The 21,577-nt window shown below is 68.7% G+C and carries 16 protein-coding genes and 2 pseudogenes; 7 read left to right on the forward strand and 11 right to left on the reverse strand.

What is annotated here, in order from left to right:
- Nucleotides 1-149: 149 nt before the first annotated feature.
- The 3 genes from ACWFRJ_RS05710 to ACWFRJ_RS05720 all read right to left on the reverse strand — a co-directional run bounded on the left by ACWFRJ_RS05710 (nucleotide 150) and on the right by ACWFRJ_RS05720 (nucleotide 4,005).
- On the reverse strand, nucleotides 150-1,355 hold the full coding sequence (locus ACWFRJ_RS05710) for a PucR family transcriptional regulator (RefSeq protein WP_453524912.1): 1,206 nt from the start codon (nucleotides 1,353-1,355) through the stop codon (nucleotides 150-152).
- A gap of 136 nt (nucleotides 1,356-1,491) precedes the next feature.
- Nucleotides 1,492-2,814 carry an MFS transporter gene (locus tag ACWFRJ_RS05715; RefSeq protein ID WP_453524913.1) on the reverse strand — a complete coding sequence of 441 codons (1,323 nt, stop codon included), beginning with the start codon at nucleotides 2,812-2,814 and terminating at the stop codon, nucleotides 1,492-1,494.
- Between the two features lie 264 nt (nucleotides 2,815-3,078).
- Nucleotides 3,079-4,005 (reverse strand): hypothetical protein, encoded by a 927-nt coding sequence (locus tag ACWFRJ_RS05720; protein WP_453524914.1) that lies wholly within the window; start codon nucleotides 4,003-4,005, stop codon nucleotides 3,079-3,081.
- A 166-nt stretch (nucleotides 4,006-4,171) separates the two neighbouring features.
- Between ACWFRJ_RS05720 and ACWFRJ_RS05725 the strand changes: the two genes are divergently transcribed.
- Both ACWFRJ_RS05725 and ACWFRJ_RS05730 read left to right on the forward strand, forming a co-directional pair.
- On the forward strand, nucleotides 4,172-4,417 hold the full coding sequence (locus ACWFRJ_RS05725) for a hypothetical protein (RefSeq protein WP_453524915.1): 246 nt from the start codon (nucleotides 4,172-4,174) through the stop codon (nucleotides 4,415-4,417).
- A gap of 182 nt (nucleotides 4,418-4,599) precedes the next feature.
- Nucleotides 4,600-4,770 carry a hypothetical protein gene (locus ACWFRJ_RS05730; protein WP_453524916.1) on the forward strand — a complete coding sequence of 57 codons (171 nt, stop codon included), beginning with the start codon at nucleotides 4,600-4,602 and terminating at the stop codon, nucleotides 4,768-4,770.
- A gap of 46 nt (nucleotides 4,771-4,816) precedes the next feature.
- Here ACWFRJ_RS05730 and ACWFRJ_RS05735 read toward each other — a convergent pair whose 3' ends face one another.
- From ACWFRJ_RS05735 to ACWFRJ_RS05745, 3 genes are all read right to left on the reverse strand, one after another.
- On the reverse strand, nucleotides 4,817-5,374 hold the full coding sequence (locus ACWFRJ_RS05735) for a hypothetical protein (RefSeq protein WP_453524917.1): 558 nt from the start codon (nucleotides 5,372-5,374) through the stop codon (nucleotides 4,817-4,819).
- 209 nt (nucleotides 5,375-5,583) lie between these two features.
- Complete coding sequence (locus tag ACWFRJ_RS05740) at nucleotides 5,584-9,807, reverse strand: nSTAND1 domain-containing NTPase (protein ID WP_453524918.1); 4,224 nt, start codon at nucleotides 9,805-9,807, stop codon at nucleotides 5,584-5,586.
- 15 nt (nucleotides 9,808-9,822) lie between these two features.
- Nucleotides 9,823-10,152 carry a CU044_2847 family protein gene (locus tag ACWFRJ_RS05745; protein ID WP_453524919.1) on the reverse strand — a complete coding sequence of 110 codons (330 nt, stop codon included), beginning with the start codon at nucleotides 10,150-10,152 and terminating at the stop codon, nucleotides 9,823-9,825.
- Between the two features lie 635 nt (nucleotides 10,153-10,787).
- On the opposite strand from ACWFRJ_RS05745, the pseudogene ACWFRJ_RS05750 reads away from it, so the two are divergent.
- From ACWFRJ_RS05750 to ACWFRJ_RS05765, 4 genes and pseudogenes are all read left to right on the forward strand, one after another.
- A pseudogene (locus ACWFRJ_RS05750) lies at nucleotides 10,788-11,852 on the forward strand (IS630 family transposase).
- A 315-nt stretch (nucleotides 11,853-12,167) separates the two neighbouring features.
- Nucleotides 12,168-12,290 (forward strand): hypothetical protein, encoded by a 123-nt coding sequence (locus ACWFRJ_RS05755; protein ID WP_453524920.1) that lies wholly within the window; start codon nucleotides 12,168-12,170, stop codon nucleotides 12,288-12,290.
- A gap of 449 nt (nucleotides 12,291-12,739) precedes the next feature.
- Nucleotides 12,740-13,036: pseudogene (locus ACWFRJ_RS05760) on the forward strand (FAD-linked oxidase C-terminal domain-containing protein); the annotation flags it as partial.
- 223 nt (nucleotides 13,037-13,259) lie between these two features.
- On the forward strand, nucleotides 13,260-13,844 hold the full coding sequence (locus tag ACWFRJ_RS05765; RefSeq protein WP_453524921.1) for a hypothetical protein: 585 nt from the start codon (nucleotides 13,260-13,262) through the stop codon (nucleotides 13,842-13,844).
- A 433-nt stretch (nucleotides 13,845-14,277) separates the two neighbouring features.
- Here ACWFRJ_RS05765 and ACWFRJ_RS05770 read toward each other — a convergent pair whose 3' ends face one another.
- The 4 genes from ACWFRJ_RS05770 to cseB form a co-directional block, all read right to left on the reverse strand.
- Nucleotides 14,278-16,839 (reverse strand): ABC transporter permease, encoded by a 2,562-nt coding sequence (locus ACWFRJ_RS05770; protein WP_453524922.1) that lies wholly within the window; start codon nucleotides 16,837-16,839, stop codon nucleotides 14,278-14,280.
- Nucleotides 16,840-16,936: 97 nt separating this feature from the next.
- The gene (locus tag ACWFRJ_RS05775; RefSeq protein ID WP_453524923.1) at nucleotides 16,937-17,710 is read right to left on the reverse strand and encodes an ABC transporter ATP-binding protein; all 774 of its coding nucleotides are present in this window, start codon (nucleotides 17,708-17,710) and stop codon (nucleotides 16,937-16,939) included.
- Between the two features lie 121 nt (nucleotides 17,711-17,831).
- Nucleotides 17,832-19,115, reverse strand: coding sequence for a sensor histidine kinase (locus ACWFRJ_RS05780; RefSeq protein ID WP_453524924.1), 1,284 nt, complete (start codon nucleotides 19,113-19,115; stop codon nucleotides 17,832-17,834).
- A gap of 5 nt (nucleotides 19,116-19,120) precedes the next feature.
- Nucleotides 19,121-19,861: a two-component system response regulator CseB gene (gene cseB / locus ACWFRJ_RS05785; protein ID WP_453524925.1), complete on the reverse strand. Its 741-nt coding sequence runs from the start codon at nucleotides 19,859-19,861 to the stop codon at nucleotides 19,121-19,123.
- Nucleotides 19,862-20,168: 307 nt separating this feature from the next.
- Between cseB and ACWFRJ_RS05790 the strand changes: the two genes are divergently transcribed.
- Nucleotides 20,169-20,876, forward strand: a complete 708-nt coding sequence (locus ACWFRJ_RS05790; protein WP_453524926.1) for a peptidoglycan-binding domain-containing protein — start codon at nucleotides 20,169-20,171, stop codon at nucleotides 20,874-20,876.
- A gap of 44 nt (nucleotides 20,877-20,920) precedes the next feature.
- On the opposite strand, the gene ACWFRJ_RS05795 is transcribed toward ACWFRJ_RS05790, so the two are convergent.
- Entirely contained in the window at nucleotides 20,921-21,574 is a 654-nt protein-coding gene (locus ACWFRJ_RS05795) for a hypothetical protein (protein ID WP_453524927.1), read from the reverse strand.
- Nucleotides 21,575-21,577: the final 3 nt, after the last annotated feature.

The following is a 21,577-nucleotide window of genomic DNA, read 5'->3' on the forward strand; positions in this document are numbered from 1 at the left end:
CTCCCTTGCGCGTACGAACGGTGGTGTCCGACGGCCTCAGCTTCTGGCACCCCGCTGTCGCGGGGCCATGTGCAAGGGCCCAATGTCACCGTGCGTGCGGTGGGCAGAGGCACCGTGCCCCGCTGGGGGCGGCCACGCCCGTTGCCGGTTCAGTGCTCGAGCTCCAGGGCCCGCAGGGCGAGCGCCCAGCCGAGCCGGGCCTCACCCGAGTCGGCGGGCCAGCCGGTGAGTTCGGCGACGCGGCTGATGCGGTTGAGGATCGTGTTGCGGTGGCAGAACAGGCGCGTGGCGGCGGCGGACGCGGAGCAGCCCGAGTCGAGCCATACGCCCAACGTCTCCAGAAGCACCGGGCACTCGGCGCCGCTGCTCAGGACTCCGTCGAGGTAGCGGATCGTCAGACGCTCCGCGATCTCCGGCTCCGCGCCGAGAGCGGCGTGCACCAGGCGCTCGTCGAGGGAGGCGACCTCGCCGCTGCCGGGCGGGAGGGTGTCGAGGGCCCGCCGGGCGAGCCGCAGTGCCTGGGCGGCGGCGGCCAGCTCCTCGAAGGGCGGCGAAATCCCGGCCCGGCAGACGCCTTGCTCGCGCAGGACATCGGGGAGCAGGGCGGAATCGGCTGCCTTGACCCGGACCAGGCCCGCGACCGTCTCCGCGCGGGGCCGCCAGAACGACCACATGCCCAAGGGCTCGAGGGCGGGGCCGGGGTCCGGCGGCGATGCGGGGTCGAGGGAGTCCTGGGCGATGACGACGACCACGTACCGGCCGTGCCGGGGCACCCCCAGGGCCGTGGCCGCCGCGGAAGCCACGGCGGGATCGCCGCCACGGCCGTCGAGGAGGGCCTCGAAGAGGGCGCCGCGCCGGGACGCCTCGCGGTGCAGGAGCTCCAGGGTGCGCAGCCGGTACGCGTCCGCCATCGCCGAGGAGAAACGGTCGATGGTCTCCCACACCGCGCCGGCCATGTCGCCCACCAGGCGCTGCTGGGCGGGCGAGCGGTCGCGCATCCAGTCGGCCATCGCCTGCCACAGGACGCGCCCGCCACGCCGGTAGGCACGCAGGACCGTGTCAAGCGGCATGCCCTGCTCGGCGCGCAGCCGCCCGTTCTCGGCAGCGACCGCCTCGAAGCGGTGATCGGATGCCATCCCGCCGAACTCGTGCAGGGCCAGCTCCATATTGCCGCGCAGGACAAGGCGCAGATCCTCGCGCGAGACCGGGCTGCCGCTGGCGTAGGTCGTGCTGTGGGCGCAGATGTCGGCAGCCAAGCTGTCGACGAGCCGGTCGATGTCGTCGACCAGTCTCACGGCCAGCTCGCGGCGCAGCGCCAGTTCCTCATCCGTGGCGGCGTTCATGGCGGCGTTCATGGGCGAAGGATAAGCACGCGCCGCGATGGCCGGAATCATGCGACCGCTCATGCCGCCCGATCAGGGGGTTGGGCAGCCGCACAGGGAGCGCCCCTCGGCGCGCCGAGGGGCGTACGGGCCGGTTGACGCCGGGTGGTCAGTCGGCGACCGCCGGGACCCGGCCCGGCAGGGCCCCGTCCTCGCGGCCGACGGTCCGCTTGAGGAGGGCGGCCAGGGCGATTCCGGCCAGGCCCGCGATGACGACGAAGACGAACGGGCTGCGGTCGCTGCCGGTGCGGCCCTCGATCAGGCCGAAGACCATCGGGCCGAAGAAGCCGCCGAGCAGGCCGACGGTGTTGATGAAGGCCAGTCCCACGGCGGCCATCAGGCCGGACATCCGCGACATCGCGACGGACCAGAACAGGGGCAGCGTGCCGGTCAGGAAGAAGTTGGCGGCGAAGAGCAGCGTGTAGCGCACTCCCACGGAGTCGGCGGTCAGGTAGATGCCCATGGCGGCGGTCCCGGCGAAGGCGCAGAGCACGATGAGGCCGGTGTCGTTGCCGACGCGGCCGTGCAGCCAGGGGAAGAACAGGACCCCGGCGAGGATGGCCACGCCCATGCTGCCGGTGACGAGCCCGATGTTGAGGGAGCCCTTGACGCCGAGCCCTTCCACGATGGACGGCAGGTTGAAACCGACGGCGGAGGTGACGAGCTGATTCACGAAGTACGTGCCGGCGAGCAGCAGCACCACCGGGCGTCCGAAGGCCAGCTTGAGGTTGCCGCGCAGCCGTTGCGGCGACGGCTCGCTGCTCGCGGCGCGCTCCGAGAGGGCGGTGGCCTCCTCCCGCGAGAGCCAGCGGGCGTCCTGCGGGCGGCTTGGCAGGGCGATCCAGACCACGACGCCGACGGCGACCGTCACCAAGCCCTCGACCAGGAACATCCACTGCCACCCCTGCAGTCCGGCGACGCCGTCGAGGGTCATGAGTCCGCCGCCGGCCGGGGCGCCCAGGATGGTCGCCGCCGCGGGCGCCGTGTAGATCAGGCCGACGACGGTGACGCGGTGCTGCTGGGAGAACCAGAGGGTGACCGTGTACATCAGCGCCGGGTACAGGCCGGCCTCGGCGGCGCCGAGCGCGAAGCGCAGGGCGTAGAAGGAGGTCTCGCCCTCGACGAACATCATGGCGGCCGACACCAGCCCCCAGGTGACCGCGATGCGCGCGATCCAGGCACGGGCCCCCACCCGGTAGAGCACCAGGTTGCTCGGGACCTCCAGGAGCGCGTAACTGACGAAGAAGACGCCCGCGCCGAGCCCGTACGCTGCGGCGCTGACGCCGATGTCGGCCTCGAGCTGCGTCTTGGCCAGCGCGACGTTCGTCCGGTCCACGTACGACATGAAGTACGCCAGACCGAGCAGGGGCAGCAGCCGACGCATCGCCCTGCGGGTCGCGATCGCGTGGAGCGCTTCGGAGGGAGTGGGCATGGGAGTCCTTCCCGCGGGCGCAGGTGAGCGCAGCAGGCCGTGATGGAGGGGGAGCGGTGCGCACCTCGCCGCTCAGCGGTTGCGGGGGTGCGTCGCTCGTGGACGTTCAGCTTCGGGGACGGCCGAGCGCCCCGGCCATGTGCAGGTGCCCACCATGCGCGGCGGCCGGATGGGCACCGGCACGCCGTCGTCCATCAGGGGAGGAGGGGGAGCGGTCAGGTCACTGGGCGCGTACAACCCGCCTCCAGGTCCGCCGCGTACGTCCTAGCCCCGCCCGCCGAAGCGCGCCGCGACAGCCTGCTCCAGGGACAGGCCGCTCGCGTCGTCCTCCGGTTCGAGGAAGGCGTGGATCACGGCGAGGGAGATGGTGCCGGTCAACGAGCGCCGGCGGGCGTCGTCGACGACTCCGGAGTCCGGGTCGCCGAGGGCGCGCAGTGTCACGCCGTCGTTGGCGGCCGAGAGCGCGTCGGCCAGGTCGTCGAGCGTGAGCCCCTGGCGCAGGCGCAGACCGCGCTCACGCAGGACGGCGGCGTACAACTCCTTCCACGAGCCCAGGTAGGAGGCGTAGATGCCGGAGGTGATCCGCGCGATCTCCTCGTTGGCGTCGGCCACCGTCATGAGGGCGAGACCGAGCCGAACAGAAGGCATGTCCATGCCCTCCGTGGTGTGCCGATGGGCGATGTCATGGACGGCTCGCACGAAGTCGCGGCCGTCGCGCCCGTGCACGAGACGCCTGGTGTTCGCGGCACGCTGTGTGCGGAACTCCGGGCGGTAGTTCTCCTTCCACACTGCGAAGTTGATCAGATCGACGACGAAGTTCGAGTACGGCGTCCAGCGGTCCCGCAGCAGCCCCGCGCCGTCGCCGTGGCGTGCGAAGGGCTCGGGGTTGCGGCCGAACGCCTCGCCCACGCAGCGCTGCGACAACGGGCCGAGAAGCAGGCTCTTGCTGGTGACCGGCCGCTCGACGCACGGCCCGAAGTGCTGCTCGAGCAGCCGCATTCCGGCGGCCAGGAGCGACGCCGTCACACGGTGGTTCGCGAGGCGGGCGCGGCCCCAGGCGGTACGACGGTTGAGACGCGGCAGGATCCCTGACAGGTCCTGGTCGTAGGGGAAGGGCAGGTCCCGCTTCCTGCGGTGCGTGCGCGGCTCGAGCTTGTCGTCCAGGTCATCGCTGTCGTCCCTGTTCTTCATGCGCGCATGCTGTCCGCCGTGCTCACGGCCAACAACCCCTCAGGCGCGTGGAGGTGACCGGGGCGCGAGGCACGCCGGACAACTCCACGCTTCTGCGGGGCATCGAAGCGCGGGCCCATGCCGGTACACCAGGCAGTTCCCCTCCCTCGTAGAAGGACGGTCGACGATGCTCACTTCCAGTACCGGACTCGCCCTGTGGCTCCTGGCCTGCGCCGCCACGAGCCGTGCCCTGGTCCGGCTCCTGCTCGGGCTGCTTGCCGCGCACGCCACCCGCAAGGCCCTCAGCCAGTCGGACGTGCCCCAGGGCGAGTCGGAAGCGGCGGAGCGGCTGCGCGCCCACCGCCTCGCGGTCCTGCTCACCCTCCTGAACGGCCTCAAGGCCCTCGGCCCCACGCACCGGCGGCGCCGCTGAGAGCGATGGTCACATCGAGTGATCGCCACCAATCCCTCAACCTCAACCTTAGCTTCAGTGTCACCGTCAGGTTCAGCTTCAGCCTCCGAGCGGTCGGCCCGCGCGCATAGCCCTTCCCGTCGACCGTGTGCCAAGGTGACCGCCAAGTAACTTACCCAGCGTTCAGGGAGGCGGTGCGGGCGATGACGGGCAAGACGCGTTCGTGGTGGGGTTGGGGAAACGTGGAGGACGCGGTATCCGGATCCGAGCGCGAGGAGCTCACCCGCCGCACCGCCGAAATGCTCCCGAAAGCCGATCTGACCGTGGAGGTGCCCGAAACACCGCCGCCCTATGCGACCTGCGTGTATTCGTGAATTATCCCGCCGAGTAGCTCACGACGGATGACCTTGGTGTGTGGTGCTACTGGTTCGGGAAGTGGTCGCAGCGGTGCTGCTTGGTGGAGGGCGCGATGTGGGTGGTGGGTGTTGAAGCGTGATTCGTATGTGGCAGCACGTTGCGCAGGTGCCGTTCGTTGACGATCAGGATGCGGTCGAGGATTTCCTGGCGGCATCCGCCGATCCAGCGCTCGATGTACGCGTTTGCCCGCGGGGCTCGGACCGGAGTGAGTAGTACCTGGATGGTGTCGGATGCGAAGACGGCGTCGAAGGCGTCGGGGAACTTCGCATCTCTGTCCCGGATCAGGAACTTCACTCGGTCGACGGGGTCGTCCAGTGCTACGAGGGGACCACGGGCCTGCTGGACTACCCAACTGCCGGTCGGATGGGCGGTGACGCCAAGCAGGTGCACTTGCCGGGTGGAGATCTCCAAGACCACCATGCAGTACAGGCGCCGCAGCAACACGGTGTCCATGTGGAAGAAGTCCACCGCGAGGATCCCGGAAGCCTGGCTGCGCAGGGACCTTGCCCAGGTCGGGCCCGAGTGCCGCGGGGTCGGATCGACCCCGGCCCGCTGAGCCACGACTCAGGATCTCGCCACGCGTGGCCTTGACCGCAAGGCCAGGTCAGCAGGGAGGGCCGAGTTTCGGGCACCCGCAGGCTTGGGCAAACCAACGGCCGAGGACACCCACGGGCGGTTACGCTGGATGCATGCTTAAATGCGCGTTTTGCGGCGTACGGGGTAAGCGGCTCTCTCAACACGTGTGGCTCAGTCGGCGTGGAGAGGCGCACTTACTTCCTTGAAGGGGCTCCCTGTGGGCAGACCTGTGAGGCGCCTTTGTCCGCAGCGTAGCCCCCCTTTTCGTTGGCGGTGAAGCCTCGCCCGACTGCCGCGCAGATCCTCTCGATCGACCCACCGGGGCGGGGCAGATCCATGTTCCAGCGGTACATGGCGCGTTCACTGACAATATGGAGGGCTCTGCCGTCGCGTTGGAACGTGATCTCCAGAGGATACTCGGCACGGCTCATGACAGTCGTCAGAATGCGGCCTGTGGCAGCATCCCTCAGTTGCACCGCCTCGGATCCGGTCGCGAGAGTACGTCCGTCAGGGCTATAGGCGACAGTACTCACCCCGCCTCTGATTGTCCGCGTGTGGCCTGTGGCCAAGTCCCTGAGCCTCAGCGCCTCAGAACTGGCAATGGCGAGAGTTCTGCCGCTGGGGCTGAACGCCGTCGACGACACTAACTCCGGGTGAACGGAGATGGTGCTCCGTATGCGTCCATCCGTCGTATCCCAAAGCCGCACTGTTTTCGAACCGCCGATAGCAAGGGTCGTGCCGTCCGGGCTGAACGTCACGAACATCAGGTCGGTGGGGCCAATCAAGACCTTCTTGCGAACATGCTGTGTAGCCAATTCCCACAGCCACACTCGGTATCCGTCCCCCACGGCGAGCCTCTTGCCGTCAGGGCTGAAGGCGACGGCGAAGAAGCCGCCCTTGACGGGGTCGTTTTGGGGGCTGAGGACGCTGAGTGCACGGCCTGTGCCAGCATCCCAGAGCCGTACCGTCATGTCGTTGCTTCCAGTGGCGACGGTCTTGCCGTCTGGGCTGAAAGCAACTGATGTCACGTCCGCGGTGTGACCGGTGAGCATCTTGGATACGCGACCGCTCTTGACGTCCCACAACCACGTGGATCCGTCTTCCTGGCCTATGGCGAGCGTCCTCCCATCAGGACTGAAGGCTGCCGCGGAGGCGTGGGCAGCCTGGCCGACGACCGTCTTTACCGGTTCTCTCGGAGTGCGCCAAATTCGTATGGTCCTGTCCGAGCTCCCTGTGGCAACTGTCTTGCCGTCGGGGCTGAAGGCGATTCCGTTCACGGTATCCGTGTGGCCAATGAGTGTGGTGCGGGTGCGTCCGGTCTTGATGTCCCACAGACGTACGGACATGTCCCCCCCACCGGCGGCCAGAGTGGCGCCATCGGGGCTGAAGGCGATCGCCTCGACTGTGAGGCTGCCGGAGGACAAGGTTTTCTGGAGGCGGCCGTCGGCGGCGTCCCAGACCTGCACTTTCCCGTCGAAGTCGCCAGCCGCGGCAAGGGATTTCCCACTCGGACTGAAGGCCAGTGTGCTACTTCCCAAACTCGTCAACGTGGTGCGGACGCGACCTGTGCCCGTGTCCCACAGTCGTACGGTCTCGTCTTGGCCGACGGCGAGTGTCGTGCCGTCGGGGCTGAACGCTACCGACTCAACCTGGTCGCCTTGACCGGACAGGCTGTTACGGCGGCCTGTGACCGGATCCCAGAGGGCCACGATGTCCTCTCTGGTGGTTGCGTCGGTGTCGGTGGCCGCGAGTGTCTTCCCGTCGGGGCTGAATGCAACTGACAACACAAGATCGGTGTTGCTGGTCATGGTGGTCTGGAGATGGCCTGTGGTGGTGCTCCACGTGCGTATTCTGCCGTCCCAGCCACCGGTGGCAATGGTTTTGCCGTCCGGGCTGAATGCGACCGTCTGGACGTCTGCTTTTGCTTTGACCACTAAGCGTGGGCGCCGAGTAACCGTGTCCCACAAACGTACGGTGCCGTCTTTGCTGCCAGTGGCGAGCATTGTGCCGTCGAGACTGAACGCCACTGCGGATACTTCGTCGGTGTGGCCAGTGAGCCGGGCGCGTAGCGGCAACTCTGCTGCGTTGTAGAGACTGGCCGTGGCCTCGGCGGTGTGGCTGGTCTGGTACGCGTGAACGGCAAGGAGCGAGGCCAGGTCCGGGTCTGTGCCGATGATGGCTTCCGACTGGGTGGCAAGTTGCCGGGAAAGGGCCTGCCTTTGAGTGGTGATAGCCCGGTGCTCAGACTCTACAGCGCTTTGCCGTTGCCAGAATGCCAAGCCGGCGGCGACAAGAGCCAGAGCGAGAGTCGCGGCGAGTATCTGGATGCGGCGTTTGGCTCGGCGATGACTCATGTGCAGGAACTGAGCGATGTGCCGGGGTAACCCACGGCGACGCGACCATTCGATGCCGGCGGCAAGGTCTGTCCCATGGAGGAGGTCGCCGGGCCGCTTCTTGTTCGCCCAGCGGGCTTGCTGGCCTTCTGTGCGGTGCAGCCAGGTATAGAAGTCGTTGTCCTGGGCGACCCATTCCTGCAGTTCGTGCCAGTCACGGATGAGTGAATCGTGGATAAGCTCGACGACCGGCATAGGGTGATCGGAGCCATTTTCCCGGGCGCGGGTTGTGACGATGCGGTGCCGCACGAGAGCGGACAGCGCTGTGTCGATGGAATCGCGTGCGGATGCGTCCGATAAGGGAAATTGCGGATCGGCTACAAGCGAATAGAGAGTGCTGAAGTTCATTTGCCGACGGACGGACGGCGCGCCCTGGATGGGATCGCCCGGGTCTACCAGGGCAGTGAGGATCCGGCGCGCGGTGGCGTGTTGGTCCTCGGGCAAGCGGTCGAAGGCGGCCCTGCACCATGTGGTCAGGGCTCCGGTCACCGTCCCGATGGACTCGTAGGCGTTGTGAGTGAGGCAGCCGTCATTACGGCGCTCCCACAGCTGAAGCAAAGTCAATTCCAGGGCGGTGAGTAGCGTTGCGGGAGCAGTACCCGGTTCGCTGTCACGCTCCTGAGGGATCGCTCCAGTTCTGGGCTCCAGGATGGCGGGCCCGGTCGCTGCGACGACGTCGGACATGATGCGCTTCGACAGACCGGTTTCGAAGCGCAGCCCCACGGTTGCGGCAGGGCTGATGATGATGCTCTCCAGGTCCTCGCGGGTGAGTGAAGCGCGAATGTTGAGCAACGGTGTGACAGCGTCGAGGAGCGCTGGCGCCTGATCGGCCAGCTGAGCGTAGAAGTCGTTACGCATGACCAAAATCACCGAAACAGGTGCTTGTGATCTCGTCAGCAGCGTCAGTTGTTTGATCGAGGCCCAGGCTCGTTCGGTGTTCTCCTCGGTGCGCCGCAAGGTGGGCTGAGGACCGGTCATATGCGGGAGAAGCTCCTCGAACTGGTCAACGACCAGCAGCAGTCGCTCGCAGCGTGGCTCGTCCGCAAGGCGTCGGCGCACCGCGGCGTCAAGTCCGGTGACAGCGCCGGGCAGCCCTTGACGTTCGAGTGCGGCCAGTAGATCCGGACCGGGCCGAGCAACGAACAGGTTCAGCCAGCGGTCGCCGCCGGGCACTCCTCCTTTAGTGAGAGCAGGTAGGACACCTGCCTGTATCAGCGAAGACTTGCCGGATCCGGACGGGCCCAGCAGCATCGAGACTCTGCGTTGCCCCTTGAGCATGTCGAGTACCGCTCGCTGCGCCGCGTCGCGGCCGTGGAACCATCCGGCGTGTTCCGTCGTGAAGGGTTCCAAGCCTCGGTACGGACATACCTGTTCTTCTGTCAGTCCGTGACAAATCTCGCGCAGCACCTGCGTGGGCGTCGCGTATGCGATGTGCTGGCCTCGTAGGTGAGGGTCCGGGGAAGTGATGGCAGAGACCATCCCGATCACCAGTCCGGTGACCTCGTCCAGCACAGGACCCCCGCTGAAGCCCTGAGTGAGATCGTTGGCGGCCGTGAGTTGCAGTAGTGCCCCCGCGCTCTCCGAGGCCGGCAGCAGACCACCGACTACGCCGTATCCGAAGTGGCCGCCGAAACGTGCCTGTTGTGGGAAGCCGAAGGAACGCACCCCGTGCCCACGGCAGCCGACGGCCGAGCCGAGGGGCAGTGGCTCCGCTCCTGCCGGTGTCGCGTCGAGGCGGATCACAGCCACGTCTTCGGCTTCGGAGCTTCTCCAGGCATTGGGATCGATCCAACCACGAATCTCTGGTGTGCCGGGAGCGGAGGAGAACCTCAGACTCACGACGGCCTCGGGCCCGTGGCCCGCAAGGGCCACGACATGGGCACAGGTGATGACTACATCCTGGCTGGCCAGGAAGCCCGCACCGGCCACACCACCCTGAGAGGACAGCACCTGGACGACAGTGCTCGGTAACGCGTCGCCTGGTTCGTCAGCCCAATGAATAGAAGTGGTTCCACGCGTCGCCATGGAGATCCCTCGACGTCACGTGACGCTGTCGTCGTGCTCGGCCCGCCAGGTCACGATCACGTTCAGATGGCAGCCTGCCTGGCTCTTCGCGATGACGGCACCGGCTTCTGCCGTCATGTCGACGCCGAACTCGATGACGACTTCGTGCGGGGCGGCCTGCTGCACTTGCTGCAGAGCCGCCCGTGCCATGGCGGTCACTGGATGCAGGGCCTCCTGCACAGTGCGTGGCAACTCGTGGATTGTGTCACCAATGCGTCCGGCCTTCACCGGACCTTCTGTCATCGTGGATGCCTCGAAGAGAATCGAACCCCCACCCTCCACCGGAAGACGTGCAAGATTCCCCATCAGTTCCCCCTGTATGACTGCGGCTAGCTAAAGACAGGCATCGAGGACGCCTCACGCCAAATTAGCCGAATGCGCGAAGTCCCGTCCGGTCCTTGCGCCGGGCCTTTCGGCGCTCGCGGACACAGCCACAGCGCCATCGCCCCCTGTCACGACCGCATCACCCGACACCGCGGAGCCCGGGCGCCGTACGAGTATTGCTGCACCCCTGATCAGCAGAGAGTCGCACTTTATGCGCATGCCCCTGCCGCCCTTTGGCGGTAGGCCACCTGGCGACATCGACCACGGGAATAACGAGACTGAGCTCGCGTATGCCCTCTATCCGTTCGCCTAGCGCGAGCGGTGCCGGATAGACGGACCTTGGCTCTTGATCTTGAACACACGGGACGCAGGATCCCGAAGATCTGAGAACGGAAATCTCGCGGTTATGGGGCACTTTTCCGGCCACCCGGAGGGCATCCTTGTCGCTCATCCGGGCAGTCGCAGCAGTTGTGCCGCATGGGTTAACCGACTGGAACTATTCTCTCTAACTTGTGGCGACGGGGGCCTGATGATTCGAGGCTGGGTGCTCCTGCTGACCTTCAAAGCGTGGTGTCTCGGGGGCTGACAGTTGATGGTCTTGGCGGTATGCCGTCTTTGTGAGGTACGCGCAGGGTGGTGGGCTGACCGCTGAACGGCGGGCGTTTCGTGAGCGGTTGCGGCAGGAGGCGGCCGAGCGGTTCGCCTGGGGCGACGATGTTGCCGTCATCGCTCACGATCTGCGGGTCACGGGTCCGTTCGGTACAGCGCTGGCACAGAGCGTGGGCTGAGGGCGGTGTGCAGGCGCTGGCGTCGAAGGGCCCGGCCTCGCTGCCGGTGCTGAGCGATGAGCTGTTCGCGTTGCTGGAGCGGGAGTTGGACCAGGGCCCGCTCGCGCATGGCTGGCCGGACCAGGCCTGGACGCTGTCGCGGATCAGGATGTTGATCGGGCGCCGGTTCCACAAGAGTTACACCGTCCAGGGCGTCGCGGCCTTGCTGAAGCGGCACGGCTGGTCCTGCCAGGTCCTTGCCCGACAGGCCGTCGAGCGGGACGAGGCCGCGGTGGCCGGCTGGGTAAAGGAAACCTGGCCCCACGTGGAATGATCGCGGCGGTGCTCGGTGCCTGGCTCGTGTTCGAGGACGAGGCCGGGTTCTCGATGACTCCGCCCCACGACCCGCACCTGGTCCCGGCGCGGCCACACGCCTATCGTGCGGGTCCGTGGCCGCTCCCGCCGGCGCCTGTCCATTGCCGCCCTGGCCTGCTACAAGCCCGGACAGCCGTCCCGGCTGATCTACCGGCCTCGACCCGACCGCCGCAGCGGCGAACGCAAGAGCTTCGCATGGACCGACTACCGAGACCTGCTCCAGGCCGCTCACCAGCAGCTCGGCGGCCCGATCGTGCTGGTGTGGGACAACCTCAACACTCACCTGGCAGCCGGAATGCGCCGCTACATCGCCGACCGCGACTGGCTCACCGTCTACCCCTGCCCTCTTACGCACCCGACCTCAATCCGGTCGAAGGCATCTGGTCCATCCTGCGCCGCACCACCCTGGCCAACCGTGCCTTTGCCGATCCCGTCGACCTCATCGCCGCCGTCCGGCGGGGCCTGCGACAGCTTCAGTACCGCGGCGACATCCTGGACGGCTGTCTCACCGGCACCGGCCTCGTCCCCGCAGCATCATGACGACATCACGCTGTCAAGGTCAGTAAGAGCTTGTGATGATCAGTAGCTGACGCACGCTCAGCAGAGACGTGCACCGACTGATGGGCATGCTGTGGAGGGTGCCCTCTCTCCGGGGCCAGTCCCGGGTCAGCAACTGGACGTCGCACGTGAAGCGCCACGCACGCGCTGCCTGGTCCGGGCTGTACCTGTCGCTCCTCGGCTGGTCGTGGAGGGAGACGCGAGTCAACGGTGGGTAGAAATCGCCGCCTACGGCGCCATCGTGCACACCACCTCCCCAACAGTGTGGTCGGCACCTTCCGAGCTCTTACTCAACACGTGCGCCGCATCCGCGACTGGGCCCTCGATCGTCGCCGCACCGCTTTCGGACAGGTACTGCGCGGCATCTGCTGCGGCAGCGGCCTGATCACCCTCATCATCTTCTGGTTCACCCACCGCTAGCTCCCCAACCAGCGAGATTCCGTGTCAAGTTCGCCCGTGCTGTCAGCGTCGGCAGATGGTCGACACTGCCGGAGCCAGCATCACGGAGGTATCGACCGCCTGAAGAGAGCGCCGCGGCGCAAGATGTGGCAGGCATGGCAACGTCCCTCAGGCTGTCAGGTGCGGCCCGCCGACTGGCTGCGCCTCAGCATCCAGGGAGCCCGCGGAACCCTGCCCCAGCCGGGGCTATCCGGGCCCCTGAGGTTGTCTCCACGGGTAGAGCGCAACCCCCTTCGCGGGGCTTCACGCTGTCATCATTCCTACTAACAAGCCCCTTGGTCTCCGCCTGAGACGTGTGGCCCAGCGCCTGGATGAGCCGTACTCGGCCGCCAATATGGGCCACTCTGGCTGAGTCGCGCCCTATCTGTGCGTCAATTGATCTGTTGCCATGGCTGGAGGGCGGCGCTGGCCGGTTCACCCACGTCTACCCGGACGGCCCCGCGCCGTACTTCGGCGTCTACGCCGCAGGACGGTGGGGCAGGACCGTGGAGCAGTGGGACGAGATCAAGCAAGCCGTCTCCCAGGCGCTCATCACGGCGGGCGCCACCATCACCCACCACCACGCGGTGGGCCGCGACCACCGGCCCTGGTACGACCAGCAGCGCCCCGACCTCTTCGCCGCCGCCCTGCGGGCCGGCAAGAAGGTCCTCGACCCGGCAGGGATCCTCAACCCCGGCGCGGTCATTGACCCCCTGCGCGCTCCCTGATGAGCCATCGGGTCAGGCCTGGGCGAGTTCCGGGGCGTGCGCTTTATCCCGTATCCATCGCAAGTGTGAACACACCTCGCATGTACGGTGCGGAACCGCCTCGCCCCCTTGGGTGATCGACTCGTATGCTGACCGCTCAACCGGCCGCGACGCGGGGTGACTTCGTGGTGCGCGGCTGACCTTTTTCTGCCAGGAGTTCACTTTGCTGTACAGGAAGAACGCTTTGCGCGTTGCCGCGCCCGTGGCCGTGCTCGCCCTCGCGCTGACGGGATGCGGGGGCGACGACGACAAGGCGTCGGGTTCCGCGGACGAGAAGCCGAAGGCGAAGGCGAGCGCGGAATCGTCGCCGAAGTCCGGCGGCGCGCGTGGCACCGGCGAGAGCGCCACCGGCAAGGTGAAGGAGGGCGACGCCTCCGTCACCTACGAGCTCACCGCGCAGAAGGTCGAGCTGGGTACGGAGGCCGACACCAAGAAGATGGTGTCGGACCCCAAGGATGCCAAGGGCCTGGTCCCGGCCATCGCCTATGTGAAGTACACGCACAAGTCCGGCGCGGCACTCACACAGAGCCCGGACGCGAACGACTCCACCACCGTCTGGGCGGACGGTCAGCGCGGAACCCTGATCATCGGCGCCGCCGAAGACGCGCCGGGCTGCGACGACTCCTCGTCCATCGAGGGCTGGAAGCAGGGCGAGTCCCACGTCCTGTGCGAGACCTACCTGGTCCCCAAGGACGCGAAGGACCTGGAGGTCCACTGGTCCGAGGAGGACGGCGAGCCGTTCATCTGGAAGTTCGCGGCGACCAAGTGACGCGTAGCCGGGCGGGCCACTCCCGGCCCGTCCGGCGCTCGTCGGCCAACTCGGGGCCGGTACGGGGCAAGGCTCCGAGGCCGTGGAGGAATCCAGCACTGGCCTACGACGGACAGGGCCGCCCACGCGCCCCTCACCCCACGGATCACCCCACGGACGCAGCCGTCCCGCTCGGATCCTGATAGACCCGGTCAAGTGCCAGGTAGGGCCGAGACCACACCGACCCGCGCCTGGACCGACACCACAGGCGGCAGCGTCGGCGGCGCCAGGACCGCCGCCGAGCAGACACTGACCCTCAAGCCCGTGGACCGAGCAGCCGACCGTGGGCTGAGCAACCGTCCCTGGACTGAGCAGCCGACACGTCTTCCGCTCCTGCCGGGGCTCGGCAGGAGCGGAAGACGTGTCGTAAGCCCTCTTGAGGAGGCGCGTCGCCTCAGACCTCCGAGACGGCCTCCAGCGGGCTCAACGCTGCCGCACGGCGTGCCGGAAGCGCGGCCGCGAGCGCGCCGATCGCCAGGGACACCAGGCACACCAGCACCAGCGTCCCCCACGGCATCGACAGTGTGTACTGCTCCATCGCACCGCCTGCCAGCGCGCCGACCGCCCAGGCCCCGAACACCCCGCCCGCCAGGCCGAGAAGGGTGCCGAACGCGGCCACGGTCACCGCCTCCAGGCGGATCATCCGCCGGATCCCGGAGCGGCCCATGCCGATGGCGCGCAGTACACCGATCTCGCGGGTGCGCTCCGCCACCGACATGGCCAGGGTGTTCACGATGCCGAGCGCGGAGATTACAACACCGATCGCAAGGAGCCCGTACATCAGCGTCAGCAGGTTGCCCATGGCACCGGCCGCCTCGCGCACGAGTTCCTCGCGGTCCTGCACCTTCACCAGCGGGCTGTCGCCCACGGCGGTACGCAGTTGCTCCTGGGTCCGTGCGGACGCGCCGCCGTCGGTGCGGACGAGGATCCGCTGCACGGAGCCCGGCTTGAAGCTGTTGCGCTGCACCTCGCTGCGGGCGCCCAGCGCGTCATGCGCGGTGGGGTTGTCCCGGTAGACGCCCACGACGGTGTACTGACCGACCTTCTGGTCGCGGCCCATGGACGCGGTGAGCTTGCCGCCCACCCCCACGCCCTGTTCCCGGGCAAGAGTGCTGGAGAGGGCGATCCGGCCCGGCCCGAGGCGGTCGAGCGAGCCGCTGACGAAGTCCAGCTTCATGGTGGCGCCGACGACCTGCGGGTCGACGCCGGAGATCTCCTGGACGTGGCCGCCGACGAACAGGGTGGAGTCCGACACGGGGGCCGCGGACCTCACCCCGGAGGTGTCGGCTACCCGCCGCACAGCGGCCTTGTCGATGCCGGTCGTGGGCGTGCGGGTGCCGATCACGTAGTCGGCCCCGAGACCGGCCGCGGTCTGACGGTCAAGCGCCTGCCCGGTGGAGTTCCCGATGATCGCGAGCCCGGCGACCAACGCCGTACTGATCATCAAAGTGGCGGCGGTGGCGGCGGTACGCCGCGGGTCGCGCAGCGCGTTCTCCCGTGCGAGCAGGCCGATCACGCCGAAGCGCTCGGTGAGGCGTCCGGCGAGCCGGATCACGGGAGCGGCGAGCAGCGGCGCGAGGACGATCATGGCGATGACGAGGATGGCGCAGCCGAGCATCGCGCTCCGCAGGTTCTCTTCCGAGGCGTCCTCGGCCCCGGTGAGCGACACGAGGAGACCGGCGCCGGGGACGAGAAGGGCGAGCCCCACCCCACCGCGCCACCGGGATCGGGCGGCGGTAGGCGGCTGCTCGGCCACCCGCATCGCCTCGACGGGAGCGACCTTGGCCGCCTTGCGCGAGGGCAGCCAGGCGGCGAGCACGGTCACGCCCACCCCCACGCCGAGCGCCGCGAGGACGGGACGCGCCCCGACCACCAGGGGTCCGTCGGGCAGAGGATCCCCGGAGGTGCCCAAGACATCGGGGAGTACGGCGGCGATGCCAAGACCCAGCAGGAAACCGGCCGCCGACGCGGCAAGGCCGATCAACAGGGCCTCCAGGAGAAGGGAGCGCACCACCTGGCGGCGCCCGGCTCCGATCGCCCGCAGCAGCGCGATCTCCCGGATGCGCCGGGACACCAGCATCGTGAAGGTGTTGACGACGAGGAACGAGCCGATGAACAGCGAGACCCCGGCGAAGATCATGGGCATCTTCCGGTAGCCCCGGGTCATGGTGTCGATGTTCATCGCCTGCTGGTCGGCCTGCGCGCTGCCGGTGACGGCCTCGGCCCGGTCGGTCGGCAGTACGTCCTCGATCCGGCGGGAGAGTTCGAACTGGTCGGTGCCGGCAGCGGCGGACAGATCGATGCCGGTGTAGTGGCCCTCGGATGCGAACAGCCGCTGGGCGCTCGCCTTGTCGAACAGGGCGAGGGTGCCGCCGGCTGTCACCCGCGTGTCCTTGGTCCTCACGATGCCGACAAGTCGCTTCTTCATGACCGGGCCGTCTGTGGCCACCGTGACGATGTCACCGATGCCGAGGTGTCCGGCGGACGCCGTACCGCTGTCCAGGGCCAACTCGTCGCCGTCGCGCGGGGCTCGGCCGCCGACCAGGGGATAGCGGCTGTCCTTGCCGTCCTTGCCCGGTACGTAGGCGGAGCCCAGGTTGGCCCACGCCTTGCCGGTCCGCAGCGGGGTGCCGTCGGCCGCGTTCAGGACGGCCGAGCCGTCGGCCGTGGGGCGCACGGCGGCGACACCGGGTACGCCCGCCAGTTTCCCGACCAGGGCATCGTCCAGTGCGGGGGAGTGCTGGTCGACGGACGTTCCCGGAGGAGGGTCCTTCGGGGTAACGCTGACGGCGATACCGGCGAAGTTCTGCGAGGCGGCGGCGCGGTAGGCCGCGGCTGAGGAGTCGGCGAAGACGAGGGTGCCGCTGACGAACGCGACACCCAGGCAGACGGCCAGGACGGTCATGGCCAGGCGGGCCTTGTGTGCGAAGACGTTGCGCAAAGAGGTACGGAACATGCGGGGCGAATCCTGGGAGGCAGGCTCGACGGGTGCGAGCGGATGGCTGGTCGGGAACACTCGACCGACGCGGTGCGGCAGCCGGAGTGAGGGCGCGTCAGCTGGTGCGCGGGCCGGTGTCGAGCGTCTTCATCAGGTCCAGGACGCGCTCCGGTGTGGGGTCGGTCATCTCGTCGACGAGGCGGCCGTCGGCCAGGAAGAGAACGCGGTCCGCGTAGCCGGCGGCGACCGGGTCATGGGTGACCACGACCACGCTCTGGCCCAGCTCGCGCACCGAATCCCGCAGGAAGCCGAGCACCTCGGCCCCGGCCCGCGAGTCGAGGTTGCCGGTGGGCTCGTCGCCGAAGACGATCCCCGGCCGGGACACCAGGGCGCGGGCCACCGCCACGCGCTGCTGCTGCCCGCCGGACAACTGCCCGGGGCGGTGATCGAGTCGGTCCGAGAGACCGACCATGGACACCACGCGCCGCAGCCACTGCTCGTCGGGGCGTCGGCCCGCGATGCTCAGCGGCAGCGTGATGTTCTCGATGGCGGTCAGGGTCGGCAGCAGATTGAACGCCTGGAAGATGAAGCCGATCCGGTCACGGCGCAGCTCCGTCAGCTGCCGGTCGTTCAGCGTGCTCAGCTCGGTCGTGCCGATGCGTACGGAGCCGGAACTGACGGAATCGAGCCCGGCGGCGCAGTGCATCAGGGTGGACTTGCCGGAGCCCGACGGCCCCATGATCGCGGTGAACTCGGCATCCCGGAAGGAGACGCTGACCCGGTCCAGGGCCAGGACGCGGGTGTCGCCGCTGCCGTAGACCTTCGACAGGTCGGTGGTGGCGGCCGCGATCCCGGTGGTCGCGTGCGGGGCAAAGTGGCCGACTGTCACAGGGGGGACTCCTCTTCGGTGCGGAAGGTGCACGTCGAAGGGTGCCCGGGGAATGTATCGGCGCCTGGGCCGTGATGTATCGGTAGGCGCTTGGCAGTGCCGCGATCGTGTAGCGGGCGGCTCAGACCGGCAGGCGCAGGGTGGCGACGGCGCCGCCGTCCGGGGCGTTGTCCAGGTGCAGTACGGCGCCGAGCAGCCGGGCCTGCCCCAGCGCGATGGTGAGGCCGAGGCCGTGCCCCGAGCCGCGCTCCGCCGCGCCCGTGTGGAAGCGCCGCGGCCCGTCGCGCAGGACGTCAGGGGGAAAGCCGGGCCCGTGGTCGCGTACGACGACGGTGTGCCCCTCGACGGTGACCCGCACCGGAGGCTCGCCGTGCCGGTGGGCGTTGACGACGAGGTTGCTGACGATGCGTTCGAGACGACGTGGGTCGGTTTCCACCGTCTGCGCGTCTCGCCCTTGCCGGAAGTCGGCATCCGGACCGTCGGCGACGATGACCTCGGTGTCGAGGCCGGTGCGCACCACCGCTTCGGAGACGACCGCGCCGAGCGGGACATGGGCCCGTACCGGCTGCTCGGCCCCCGCGTCGAGACGCGAGATCTCCAGGAGATCCTCGACCAGACCGCGCAGATCGCGCACCCTGGCCCGCAGCAGGTCCTCCGTCTCACCCGCGGGCAGCAGATCGGCGGCGGCCAGCAGACCGCCGACAGGGGTGCGCAGTTCGTGGGCCACGTCCGCGGTGAAACGGCGCTCGGAGCGAAGCTGGCGGGCCAGGCTGTCGGCCATGAGGTCGACGGTGGCGGCGATGTCGTCCACCTCGTCACGGCCCTCGCCGGGACCGGTCCTGGCGTCAAGATCCCCGGCGGAGATCCGGCCGGCCGTCTCCGAGACGCGCCGCAGCCGGCGGCCGAGCAGTCCGGCTCCGTAGACGGCAAGCGGGATGGCCGCGGCGAGCGCGAGGAGCGAGGCCACCGCCATGACCACGTCGAGCCGTCGTAGCTCGTGCAGGTCGGTGCTCATGTTGATCCGGACGGCAAGGACCCGGCTGCCCGGACCGCCGACCCGCTGAGCGCCCCAGACGCTGGGGCCCAAGTTGTTCTCGACGCGTTTGTCGTAGGCAGTGTGCCGTTCGCCGTCGGCCGGGTGGCGCAGCGCGGCGGGCAGGCCGTCCGGATCCAGCTCGGCGCCGTCCGACAGTGTTCGGGTGCGCCGGTAGATGTCCATCGCGGAGTAGGCGCTGTTGAGGGCGTTCGCCTCGGCCCGGCCACGGATGTCCTGCGCGGTCCACAGATGGACAAGGACGCCCACCACGGCCGCGACCAGGCAGGCCGTGGCCGCGGCCAGTGCGGTGATCTTCCAGCGCAGGGCCACACGGGTCGGGCGCGGCCGACGGAACAACGGCGATCGCATGGGCTTCAGCGCCTGAGCTTGTAGCCGAAACCGCGGACCGTCTCGATGCGGTCCCGTCCCAGCTTGCCGCGCAGCCGCTGCACACACAGGTCCACGACCCGGCTGTCGCCGTCCCAGCCGTACTCCCAGACGTTGCGCAGCAGCGTGTGGCGCTCCAGCACGATCCCCGGGTGAGCGGCGAACTCGAGCAGGAGCTTCAGCTCGGTGGGGGTGAGCGCCACCGGACGCCCGGACACCGACACTTCCAGGCCACCGGTGTCGATGGCCAGATCCCCGAAGACCAGCACCCGCTCCTCGGCCGACGGAGCCCCGTCGCCCGCGGCGCGGCCAGGCTCCTGGGCGGGCGCGTAGGTGGCCCGGCGCAACAGCGAGCGGATACGGGCCACCAGTACGTAGGTGTCCACGGGCTTGACCACGTAGTCGTCCGCGCCACCCTCAAGACCGGCGACGACATCGAGCCCGTCGCCGCGCGCCGACATCATCAGGACCGGCACCAAGCTGGTCTCGCGGACTCTGCGGCACAGTCCGATCCCGTCGAGCCCTGGCAGCATCACGTCCAGAATCAGCAGGTCGAAGCTCTCCTCACGGAAGAGCTCGAGCCCCGTGAGCCCGTCGGCCGCGACCTCGACCTCATAGCCGTAGCGCTCCAGGGCGACGGCGAAAGACCGGCGCATCAGGTCGTCGTCCTCCACCAGCAGCACACGAACGGGCTGCGGGGAAGCAGGAGCCGGGTTGGGCGACGACACGGGTGGATCACTCCTGTTCGGACGGTTCGGGCGGTTCGGACGGTTCGGGCGGTTCGGGCGGGGCCGACGCCCGCGCACGGAGCGACGGCGACCTGAAAGGAACGATATGGCAGACATCGGACGCGACAACCGCACCGCCCGAACCGATGGCCGACCAAGCGCTCCCTGATACTCACCCGATACAGAACCGCCCGCGGCATCGCGGGGCTTAGCTGGCCCTGAGTCGACCGTCAACGCAGCCTTAAGGATCGCGGTTCGGGGCCGACGGGGAGGGATCGGTGGCGCACGGACGTCTACGTTCGATCATGTGAGTTTCGAAGCAGCCGTCCCAGACCCGTCCATGTACCCAGCGCTCTCCTCCTATCTGACGCGGGCACCAGATCGACGCCTGCGTACGGCGTTCGGGGTGTCGCGCCCGGTGGACGGGCCGACGCACGCGATACCCGCGAGCGCGGCGCCCACCTCCGGCAGAGAGGGAAAGGGCCGTCACCGCGCCTCCCTACGCGGACAGCGGCACCTGCACGGCCATGCCCGCCACGGCGCGATCAGACCCAGACGGACCTTCCCGCCGCTCTCGTACGGCTACGCGTCCGCAGCCCTGCTCGTCCTCACCGCCGGGCTCCTGGCCCAGTCCCACGGCCGCCCGGCCCCCACCGCTCCGCACGCCGCGCCGCCCGCGCAGAAGCCGGACGCTCCCCGTCACGACTCTTTGCCCGTACCCGACAAGGGACCCGCCACGCTCGCCCCGCCCAGGAAGCCCACACCGCACCCGAGCCCTCCGGCGCGCACCGAGCACGCAGCGAGTGTGCTGCGGGTGGGCAGCACGGGCGCCTCTGTACGGCAGTTGCAGGAGCAGCTGGGACAACTACGTCTCTACACAGGCCCTGTGGACGGCTACTACAACCAGGACGTCGCAGCCGCGGTCGCGCGCATGCAACAGGCCCGCGCCATCGACGAACCCCTCGGCGTCTACGGCCCGGGCACCCGCAGCGCCATAAGCACCGCGGCCATGTAGCCCTGACCACCCCGAGCCGAGGCCGCGCGCGAGACGAGCACCCGTCAGCCCACCCCGCCGTCGAGCAGCCAGTGGTAGCGCAGCCGCAGAGCCCGCTCCGTGCTGGCCGCCGCCGCACCGACCCCGACCAGAATGTTGCCCCAGGTCGGCAGACTGACGGGCGAGGTGAACGTCCCGAAGCGTCGGGCGATGGGCTCCACCTCAGTGACCGGCTCGATGAGCTGGCAGAGGAGGAGTGCAAGGGCGACGACGAGCATGATCGACGAGAGGAGGCCGATCACACGGCTCAGCGTGGGGTGCGCGCCGTCGAAGTGCGCGCGGCGGCCTTCGGCGGAGTCGCGATCCGGGGTGAGTTGGTGCTCGGTCCCCTTGGCGGTGACGTAGTGACAGCGCTTGAGCCCGAAGCCGCTCCCTCGCACTTCGACGGTGCCGCCCGGGACGGGGAAGAAGGCAGGGAGTCTGGACAGCGCGTGCTGCCTGCCGTCGCGGTAAAGGTGGGCTTCGACCACGCCGGTCGACTTGTTCCCCGAATGCTTGACGTCGACGGCGTAGACCGTCTGCCGACCGCCGTCCTCGGGCAGCCGGAGATAGAACAGTGCGCGGAAGGTCATCTGCCACCAGCGGAAACGCTTCAGTGGCCGCCCGTCGCCGGGCTTGACCCGCTGCGCGGCGCGACGGCGCCGCAACTCCTTCAACATGCC

The sequence above is a fragment of the Streptomyces sp. NPDC055239 genome (genome assembly GCF_053606205.1).